Source organism: Flavobacterium collinsii, from assembly GCF_902804485.1.
Classification (GTDB): Bacteria; Bacteroidota; Bacteroidia; order Flavobacteriales; family Flavobacteriaceae; genus Flavobacterium; species Flavobacterium collinsii.
Window position 1 is genome coordinate 1 of record NZ_CADCST010000166.1, and the last position, 338, is coordinate 338.

Genomic DNA, 338 nt, shown 5'->3' on the forward strand with positions numbered 1-338 from the left:
GATCTTTACGGCCTGAAAATTCGATGTTGCCATCGGCTAGCCATCTGCCTAAATCGCCTGTTTTGTATAGTTTAGCTCCTTTGATAAAAGGATTTGGAACAAATTTCTCTGCTGTTAATTCTTCCTGGTTGAGGTATCCTCGGGAGAGACTATCTCCTGAGATACATATTTCTCCGAAGACTCCGATAGGTTTTAAGGCCTGATCATCGGATAAGATATAAACTTCACTGCCTTTTAAAGGTTTGCCGATGGGAATGAGATTACTTTCTAAATGACTTGTGTCGACTCTGCACATAGTAGCACTGATAGTGGCTTCGGTAGGTCCGTACTTGTTGTAG

1 protein-coding gene is annotated in these 338 nt (G+C 42.0%); it reads right to left on the minus strand.

Translation table 11 applies throughout. The features are described 5' to 3' along the window. A partial coding sequence (locus tag FLA105534_RS23005) for an AMP-binding protein (protein WP_173968414.1) occupies positions 1 to 338 on the minus strand: 338 nt, incomplete at both ends.